This window comes from Deltaproteobacteria bacterium (assembly GCA_030690165.1).
Taxonomy (GTDB): domain Bacteria; phylum Desulfobacterota; class GWC2-55-46; order UBA9637; family UBA9637; genus JACRNJ01.
Map to the genome: position 1 here is coordinate 1 of JAUYHF010000063.1, position 8,868 is coordinate 8,868.

8 protein-coding genes and 4 tRNA genes are annotated in these 8,868 nt (G+C 45.0%); 5 read left to right on the forward strand and 7 right to left on the reverse strand.

The window, feature by feature from the left end; genetic code table 11:
- The 5 genes from Q8P28_10950 to Q8P28_10970 form a co-directional block, all read right to left on the reverse strand.
- A partial coding sequence (locus Q8P28_10950; protein ID MDP2683295.1) for a GTP-binding protein occupies nt 1-140 on the reverse strand: 140 nt, incomplete at its 3' end.
- A 117-nt stretch (nt 141-257) separates the two neighbouring features.
- A tRNA-Thr gene (locus Q8P28_10955) sits at nt 258-334 on the reverse strand.
- Between the two features lie 84 nt (nt 335-418).
- Nucleotides 419-492: transfer RNA gene (locus Q8P28_10960), tRNA-Gly, on the reverse strand.
- A gap of 36 nt (nt 493-528) precedes the next feature.
- Nucleotides 529-613 (reverse strand) — tRNA-Tyr (locus tag Q8P28_10965).
- 37 nt (nt 614-650) lie between these two features.
- Nucleotides 651-725, reverse strand: a tRNA-Thr gene (locus Q8P28_10970).
- Nucleotides 726-988: 263 nt separating this feature from the next.
- On the opposite strand from Q8P28_10970, the gene Q8P28_10975 reads away from it, so the two are divergent.
- The 4 genes from Q8P28_10975 (at nt 989) to Q8P28_10990 (ending at nt 5,238) form a co-directional block, all read left to right on the forward strand.
- Entirely contained in the window at nt 989-3,220 is a 2,232-nt protein-coding gene (locus Q8P28_10975) for a UvrD-helicase domain-containing protein (GenBank protein MDP2683296.1), read from the forward strand.
- Nucleotides 3,221-3,342: 122 nt separating this feature from the next.
- Nucleotides 3,343-3,567 carry a hypothetical protein gene (locus Q8P28_10980; protein ID MDP2683297.1) on the forward strand — a complete coding sequence of 75 codons (225 nt, stop codon included), beginning with the start codon at nt 3,343-3,345 and terminating at the stop codon, nt 3,565-3,567.
- Between the two features lie 148 nt (nt 3,568-3,715).
- Nucleotides 3,716-4,603 carry a hypothetical protein gene (locus tag Q8P28_10985; GenBank protein MDP2683298.1) on the forward strand — a complete coding sequence of 296 codons (888 nt, stop codon included), beginning with the start codon at nt 3,716-3,718 and terminating at the stop codon, nt 4,601-4,603.
- Nucleotides 4,604-4,638: 35 nt separating this feature from the next.
- On the forward strand, nt 4,639-5,238 hold the full coding sequence (locus Q8P28_10990; GenBank protein MDP2683299.1) for a hypothetical protein: 600 nt from the start codon (nt 4,639-4,641) through the stop codon (nt 5,236-5,238).
- A 15-nt stretch (nt 5,239-5,253) separates the two neighbouring features.
- Here Q8P28_10990 and Q8P28_10995 read toward each other — a convergent pair whose 3' ends face one another.
- Nucleotides 5,254-7,269 carry a diguanylate cyclase gene (locus tag Q8P28_10995; protein ID MDP2683300.1) on the reverse strand — a complete coding sequence of 672 codons (2,016 nt, stop codon included), beginning with the start codon at nt 7,267-7,269 and terminating at the stop codon, nt 5,254-5,256.
- Nucleotides 7,270-7,275: 6 nt separating this feature from the next.
- Between Q8P28_10995 and Q8P28_11000 the strand changes: the two genes are divergently transcribed.
- Nucleotides 7,276-7,506: a hypothetical protein gene (locus Q8P28_11000; GenBank protein MDP2683301.1), complete on the forward strand. Its 231-nt coding sequence runs from the start codon at nt 7,276-7,278 to the stop codon at nt 7,504-7,506.
- A gap of 123 nt (nt 7,507-7,629) precedes the next feature.
- Here the strand turns inward: Q8P28_11000 and Q8P28_11005 are convergent.
- Nucleotides 7,630-8,868: ATP-binding protein (locus Q8P28_11005; protein MDP2683302.1), on the reverse strand; the 1,239-nt coding region annotated here is incomplete at its 5' end.

Consider the following 8,868-nt stretch of genomic DNA (forward strand, 5'->3'; position numbering starts at 1 on the left):
TATGCAAGAAATTCTGCCAGTCCTCTTGTGCTTAATACTTTTGTTATTGCCGCTGTTAGGCTGGTCTTGCCGTGGTCTACATGACCTATTGTCCCTATGTTTATGTGCGGCTTTGTCCTGTCAAATTTGGCCTTGCTCATAGAAACCTCCTAGTTTAAAGTGTCATAGTATCACAGTGTCAGAGGGTCAGAGTTAAATACTTAAGTTTTTTGCTTTGACTCTTTGACGCTCTGCTGCTTCTCATCTGTCTTTCTTTCTGGAGCCCACGACCGGGATCGAACCGGTGAACCTCTTCCTTACCAAGGAAGTGCTCTACCAACTGAGCTACGTGGGCATTAACTACAGGTAGAGGTAAAGGTAGAGGAATTAAATTTTAGCATTTTACCTATACCTGCTTTATTCTATACCTGTCTTTCTCTGGAGCGGGTGAAGGGAATCGAACCCTCGTATCCAGCTTGGAAGGCTGGAGTTCTACCATTGAACTACACCCGCACTAACTTACACAGTGGACAGTGAACACTGTCTTTATGGTGGAGAGGGGAGGATTTGAACCTCCGTAGGCAATGCCAGCAGATTTACAGTCTGCCCCCTTTGGCCACTCGGGTACCTCTCCATAAAATACAGTCAATAGCCCCTAATCCCTGTCTTTTTGGAGCTGGCGATGGGATTCGAACCCGCAACCTGCTGATTACAAATCAGCTGCTCTACCATTGAGCTACGCCAGCAAAAATCCAACCTGTATTTGTAAATAAATAAAATATGGATTCTTATATTGTAACAGGTTGGAATTGAAGAGGTTATTTATAAAATATTCCTTATTGATTGTCAAGCTTTTTTTTATTTTTGTCATTTAAGAATCAAAACCTTGCTATTTTTGAGAAAAAGTTACAGGAGGGGAAACAAAAAAACATATCCAGTTTTAATTTCACATTCCATTTAATTTATGGTAATCATTAATAATAAAAAAGCTCATTACCTATTACCTAAAATGGAAATACTAAAACACCTCAACCCCCAGCAGGCCGACGCCGTAAAAAAGACAGACGGCCCGATTCTCATACTCGCAGGAGCAGGGAGCGGAAAGACAAGGGTTCTCACCTACAGGATTGCCTATCTGGTACTGGGAAAAACCATCCCTCCGTATAATATCCTTGCAGTCACCTTTACTAATAAGGCAGCAGGGGAGATGAAGGAGCGGCTTGAAAAGATTTTAGGGCCAATGGCCAGAGATTTACTCTTAGGCACATTCCACAGCACTGGTTTACGCATTTTGCGAAAGGATGGCCATTATATCGGCATTGATCCGAATTCTATTGTCTATGACGATAATGATCAATTGGCGCTTGTAAAGCTCTGCATGTCTGAACTCCATATAAATGAAAAGGCATTCAGCCCGAGGGCAATCCTTTCCCACATAAATCAGGCAAAGAATGAAGCGCTTTCTGTGAATGATTATACAATGGAGGCTACAGACTTCTTTAGACAGAGGGCTGCCAATGTATATAAGCTTTATCAGGAGAAACTACGGCAAAACCACGCGCTGGATTTTGGTGATTTAATATGCGAACCCATAAGACTCTTTAGAGAAGCGCCCCAGGTTTTGGAAAAATACCAGAAAAGATTTAACTACATCCTTGTGGACGAATATCAGGATACAAATCGCGCCCAGTATATGCTTATAAATCTCTTATCGGCAATACATAAGAATCTGTGCGTGGTTGGCGATGAAGACCAATCTATCTACGGCTGGCGCGGCGCAGACATAAAAAATATCCTTGAATTTGAGAGAGACTTTCCAGAGGTTAAAATTATAAGGCTCGAACAGAACTACCGTTCAACAAAGAATATACTCGCCGCCGCAAACTCTGTTGTGGAGAAAAATACGAAGAGGATCGGCAAAACTCTGTGGACTGAAAACTTAGATGGAGAGCTGGTCCATTATCAAATGGCAAGGGACGAGCATCATGAGGCAGGTCTTATATACTCTAAAACAGAAGAGATAAGAAAAGAGAGCGGTCTTGCATATAAGGATTTTGCAATCTTTTACCGTACCAATGCCCAGTCCAGGATATTTGAAGAACATTTCATAAGGAGCGGGATGCCTTATAATATTGTCGGCGGTCTCAGATTTTATGATAGAAGAGAGATCAAAGACGCCATTGCCTATCTGAAGGTTATGGCAAATCCAAACGACAGCATAAGCCTTATGCGCGTAATAAACACGCCTCCGCGTGGGATTGGAAAGACGACCATTGACAAGATCTCGGCCTTTGGCGCAGAGCGGGGGATGCCGCTCTTTGAAGCCTTTAAACTTGCCTTTGAAAAAGGTATTTTACCACTGCACAAGGGTCATGGATTTATAGTCTTTCTTGAAAAATTCAAAGGACTGCTGGACAAACTTCCTATCCATGATCTTGCAAAGATGCTTCTTGAGGAAAGCGGCTATATGAAAATGTGGGAGGCGGAAAAAACAGAAGAGGCAGAGGCAAGGATAGAAAACCTGCACGAACTTATCTCGGCAATGAGGGATTTTGAAAGAAACAAAAAAAAGCATGCCCCCCCAGTCTCTGAAGAACTTCTCCATGTGGAAGCAAGTGGCACAGCAAGCCTTGCCGACTTTCTTGATCACGTAGCACTCATTAGCGACATAGATAGCCTTGAGGATAAACAAAATAGAGTTACCCTGATGACTCTACACTCGGCAAAGGGATTGGAATTCCCTGTTGTGTTCATGGTCGGCATGGAAGAAGGCCTGTTCCCTCATTCAAGGTCTATTAACGGAAGAAGCGAGGAGGAACTTGAGGAAGAAAGACGGCTTTGTTATGTGGGAATGACAAGGGCTATGCAAAAACTCTTTTTATCCGGCGCAAGGGAGCGGACTATCTATGGCGAAACAAGATTCCAGGGGCAATCAAGATTTATAGATGAAATACATCCTAATTATCTGGAAATAATCAGCCCGGAATCCAGAATTCGGAATCCGGAATTCAGAAGAAATGCTGAACATATAGTGCCTGAAACAAACATTGAAGAACCGCGGATTGTCTATGATGAATTCACGGACAACGACCCATGGAAGATAGGGATGAAGATAAAGCATCCGAGTTTTGGCGCCGGCATTATAAAGGCAAAGGAAGGGATGGGCGCGGATGCGAAGCTTACTGTGATATTCCCTGGAACAGGACAGAAAAAACTGATAGCCAGATATGTCTCCTCATAAAAAATCTTGATGTTTATTAAATTTTGAGATATAAAAATTTCAACAGTGGAAAATCACATGGCTGTTTCAGGTTTGCAACCTGAAACACACTAATCGTGGTGAACCAAAAAAGGGGGTGCATTATGAAAATGAAGGGTAAGGTACTTTTTTTAATCGGTGCGGTCTTTGTCATGCTTGTACTTGTGAGTATGACTATGACAGGGTGTGCCGTCCAGCAGCGCACCACACACGAGGACAAGGCTCAAAAGAAAATGGGATTAGGAGGATTGTTAGCGCCAGCGACCACACACGATGACAAAGCTCAGCCACCTCAGCCAGTTAAGGATCAGCCAGGCGGGTATAAATAAGCAGGGAGCAGGAATCCACAATCATCTGTTTTCTGGATTCCCACTGGAGTTTACCCCTGTGAAAACAGGGGTGGGAATGACAGATTAAGATATCCCTATAGCAAACAGCAAGGAATTATCAAGTTTAAGTCATCTAAAGGGAGGGTATATGGGTAAAGTATCCTGCATTATGAAAAGGGTTAAAAGCGCGGTTCTTTTAATTGCAGCAGCCGGTTTGCTTTCAGGGCAAAATGGCGGGGGGTGCGCCGGGGGGCCTGAAGTCGCTCCGCCGCCGCCGCCACCCCTTCCTGTATCGCACTGGGGCGATAATTATTTTTATAACTATGAGCCTCCAAAGAAGCTGCCGCCTGCTTCAATAAAAGCTACTGTTATAGTCGTCAATCCATTCTATAAAGATGCGGAGAGTTCCCTGATAGACCCGATCTACGCTCAGGTAGGCAAGGGTTTTTCAAAGTCAATGGGCGTTGATTTGGATAAGATAATAATAGCCAAGGGTATGACTTCCGTCGGTCCGTATCTGACCCTTGACGACGTAACTTATCCGGACAAGAAGAATGCCGACATTACCCTTGCCCCAAGGGTCTTCATAACAACAGATACCAAATACGATGAATGGGCATATGTTTACTACAGTGGTAAGAATCTTGAAGACAGTAAGATTACGGTTAAAGAGAGAAAATTCGAGATGAAGATCGGCGGTTGGGTTGCTTATGAGATGCGCGAACCGCTCTCCGGCGAAAAAATGTGGGTGAAAAAACTTGAGATGGAAGGAAGCGTTGTCAGGGGCATGGAGATATACGAAGCGATCCCTGTTTACGAGACGAGATACGGCGGGCAATACAATAACATACCGTATCAGCATCTGGTGCGATATGATCAAGGCAAGATGTATACCGGCAGGGCCGATGCTGTAGCCGATGCGCTTAAGGATTATTATCCGGTTATCATGGAAAAGGCATGGACATATCTTGATACCGACGAGATACTTAATCTGAAGGGAAAGACAAAAGAGATTAGGGAACTGAAAAGGTATTGATAATTGTCTGGGTTGCTTAATCAGGTGTGTTGTATATGAAGCTTGTTTATCTGGCTGCAATACTATCCATAATATCAGGCTGCGCCGCCTCCACCCACACCATTAACTCCAACACATGCATCGATAATAGTTTCGTGCCGCAAAATGCCAATAACGATTGTAAGAAAGAGGTTTGCATAAACGGAAATATTGTAAGCATTGAAGACCTGACTGAGACCGCGCCTGTATATGATTGGGCAGAAGAGAAATTTTGTCTTTTTCATCCCATAGATTGCCTTCGCGCTTACAGTTTTAAAAAATCGTCTCAGTGGGATCAGGATATGACCAAGGAATATTGGGGGCGCAAATCTCTTCATAACGGCCTTGGCGACGCGGCGCGGCACGCGTATCTTGTCTGTGAAATGACGAAACGTTTTGGCGCCGCCTTTACCAAGGGGCTTGGGAACGTCCATGAAGAAGATAACTCAGTTATATTTGGGTTTGGAAAGAGGGGAGAGGGCAATAAATGCTGCGAAAAAATAATGGATTTATATAATAATCAGATTGGGATAGATTTGGCAGGCGAGCCTGGCAGTTGCGAGGAGAATGTTTTAAGCTCTCTCCATAGACTCCGTCATTCATTATGCGTGGAATGAGGATATTTTTAGTATCTACTTGCCATATACAGCAAAGCCTCTTCCCGACTCCTTTGCCGCATACATCGCCTCATCTGCCTTTTTGAGGAGGAGATTAATATCCTTCCCATGGTCGGGGAAGATGGCTATACCGATGCTGGCCGTAATACTCAATGTCATTTTTTCCAGACTAAAAGGGGTTCTTATTGCTTCTATGATCTTTTCCGCGGTCCGGACAGCTCCTTCTATTTTTTCCGGCCGCGGGAGAACTATTGCAAATTCGTCTCCCCCAATCCTGGCAACCGTATCAGATTCCCGTAAAATTTCCCTGATCCTACTACCCACCTGTTTTAGCAGGAAGTCGCCATAATGGTGGCCGTGGGTATCGTTGATATCTTTAAAACTATCCAGATCTAAAAACATCAAGGCAACCGGTTCATTTTCCCTGTGACCGGACAGGATGGCCTGATGCAGGCGGTCATAGAAAAGGGTGCGGTTGGGAAGGTCAGTCAGCGGGTCATGATAGGCCATATGTTTTATCTTTTCATCTGCCAGCTTCCGTTCAGTAATATCCAGCAGTGTTGCCATGATAGCCGGGCGTCCAAGATATTCCATGGCGCTTCCATGAACTTCCATCGGGACCTCCAAGCCGCCCTTTTTTAGCGCATTAAAAGTGTAACGTAAATATGACACTTCGCCCGATATCCGCTTGCGCATGTTCTCTTTTACCGTATCCCTATCCCGCTCTGCCACAAGATTCAATACAGTCAAGCCGAGCATTTCCTCCTGCCTGAAATTTAGAGTCTCTGCAAGATGCTGGTTCACATAGACAAACTTTCCGTCCTGGATGAGACAGGTGCCTACGATAGACTGCTCGGCAAGCCCCCTGAACTTCTCTTCTGAAACCAGCAGCGCATCCTCTGTCCTTTTTCGCACCATGAACTGCCCAAGCTGGCTTCCGATGGCATTAAACATCTGGAGCATACCCTTATATGGCCGGTGAATCTCACGGCTGAAAAATTCGATGACACCGAGGACTTCATCCCCAATCTTAATCGGAAAACCAAAGGCAGAATGCAGACCCGCCCTTACAGCATAAGAGGCGCGCGGGAAATTTATATCCTCGGCAATCTCTGTAATCCATACAGGCTTGCCTGTGCCCCAAACAGAGCCAGGCATACCAACACCCTTTTGGAAGGTAAACTGCCGGGTTATTGCCTCAAACTCTGAGAAGTCAACTGACGGCCTGTGCCAGTATTCTATACAGCGCAGGACTTCTGCCTGATGGTCAACAACCCATATAACGCCGGTATCCCATCCTGCAGATTCACAAATCACCTCTATAATCTTCGGTGTGGCTTCTTTGAGTGTAGCCGACTCAGCCAATACCCTGACTACAGAATACTGAATAGCAAGGTTATACTCTGCATACTTGCGTTCAGTGATGTCGCGAAAGATCTCCAGCTTGGAGATAGTCCCATCAGGATTCCGTAACGGCGTGTCCAACAGGTCGTATGTCTTATTATTTTTTTCTGAGTGCCATTCCCATTGAACCGTCTTGCCGGCAAAGACCTCCGGGTTTTTACACCATGGACAAACCTCATCCCTGTCATGAAAATATTTATAACATTTACGTCCGTTAACAGAACCAAACTCTTTTTCAATAACAGGGTTGACATATTCTATATCGTAAGACTGGTTTACAATATAGACACCGTCCTTCATAGATTCCAGGATATTCATGAGCTTGTCCCTCTCCATCTTCAGCGCCCCTTTGGCCTTCATGGTCTGGATGACATGAGCGGCCATGCCTGCAAGACCCTCGAGCATGGCATCCTCTTCAGGGGTGATATATTGTTTTGAAAAGAGCGCCAGAACGCCTATGGGTTCGCCATTGGTATCCTGAAGCTTATACCCGGCAAATGCAACAAGGCCAAGACCCCTGGCCCATTCATGGTCCATTATCTGCGGATCATTTACTACATCGTTGGTGAGGAATTTGCTTGTCTGCCCGTTGGCTATACGGCCTATTTTGTAGAAGCCAAATGGCACCCGCCTGTGAGGGCCGTCTATGTGTGTATAGCGGCCGGAGCTGGAAATAAGGTGAAGGCAGGATTCCCGCTTGCGGCAGACCTTATCCTCTTCCCTGTCATTGGCGTGAATACACCCGGAATTACAGCGGTCCCCGGGCCTGCTAACCCATATACGGCAGAAATCGGCATTGAAGATTTCTACTACGCTATCAGTGATATTCTTGAACTTTTCATCAAGGTTCCTATCACTTATTAACGACCGCTGTAACAGATTGAGTTTTTGCAAGCGATGAATCATAGTCATCTCCTGGGACTATTTGTTTAAGAGAACGCCTATCCTCACCATTTATTACCCTTGGTTACACAACAATCAATCCCTTTATACAAGGGGAATTACAAAACTAAATTGAGTCCACTTGCCATATTCGCTCTCCACCCATATCCTTCCACCATGCAGTTCAACAAGTTTTTTGGTTAATGCCATACCAAGACCGGTGCCGCCGTACTCCCTTGTTATTGAGGGGTCCAGCTGTTCAAAATCCCTGAATACCCTTGGGATGTCCTCATCTTTTATGCCTATGCCCGTGTCTTTTACAGAGATATGAAGAACCCTTTCCATGATATCGCCTTTTGCCTCTTCTGAAATATCCCAATCTATATTTATCTTTCCGCTGCTTTTGTTGAATTTTACGGCGTTTGAAAGCAGATTCAGCATAATCTGCTTAAATTTCGACCTATCTAATCTGACTGTAGGGGACAGCGGAAGGGTTTTACTCTCAATAATAATGTCCTTTTTATGCGCCATAGGCCTGACAATGCTGAGAACCTCGCCTAAGACATCCGCAAGGGGAAACTCCTCGGGTTCCAGTTCAATCTTGCCTGCCTCTATCTTTGACAGGTCAAGTATATTGTTTATAAGGTGCAGCAGATGGCTGCCGCTCGTATTGATATAGTTGACATACTGTGTCTGTTTTTCATTCAGTTCACCGAATGATTTTTCGCTCAGGAGTTCAGAAAAACCCATAATGGAGTTCAGCGGTGTTCTTAATTCGTGGCTTACATTGGCAAGAAACTGAGACTTCATCTTGTTTATCTTGATAAGCTCTTCGTTCAATATTGTTCTGGACACCAATTCTTTCTCTATCTTTCTGCGCTCTGTAACATCCCGAAAGCTCCAGACCCTTCCAACGCTTTTTCCTTCTATCAACTGAGGCCGCGAATATCGCTCGAAGACCCTCTCATCCTTAAATTCCAATACATCATAGCTCTCTGCATCAGGCTGGGAGTATAACTCCCTCACCTTGGCGAGGAATCCCTCCGGGTCTTTCAACTGTTCCAGGACAAAGGCCAGGGCCTGATTGTCATCCCTGGATGCTACAATGGATTCGGGGATGCGCCACATTACTACAAACCTCTGATTAAGGCCCACCATTTTTCCTTCATCGTTTACTGCCAGTATGCCATCGGCAGTAGATTCAAGCGTTGCGCGCAGGAGAGAGAGGGATTTCTCAAGCTCCGCCTCTGCCCTCTTGCGCTCGGTTACGTCGCGAACCACGGTGATTACGTAGTCCCGATCAAGCTGGACGTATTTTATATTGATTTCCACAGGGAACTTAGA

Excerpts from the sequence above, each read along its gene's own strand:
- Q8P28_10975 (MDP2683296.1), top strand. The coding sequence starts at position 989 with ATGGAAATACTAAAACACCTCAACCCCCAGCAGGCCGACGCCGTAAAA.
- Q8P28_10980 (MDP2683297.1), top strand. The coding sequence starts at position 3,343 with ATGAAAATGAAGGGTAAGGTACTTTTTTTAATCGGTGCGGTCTTTGTC.
- Q8P28_10985 (MDP2683298.1), top strand. The coding sequence starts at position 3,716 with ATGGGTAAAGTATCCTGCATTATGAAAAGGGTTAAAAGCGCGGTTCTT.
- Q8P28_10990 (MDP2683299.1), top strand. The coding sequence starts at position 4,639 with ATGAAGCTTGTTTATCTGGCTGCAATACTATCCATAATATCAGGCTGC.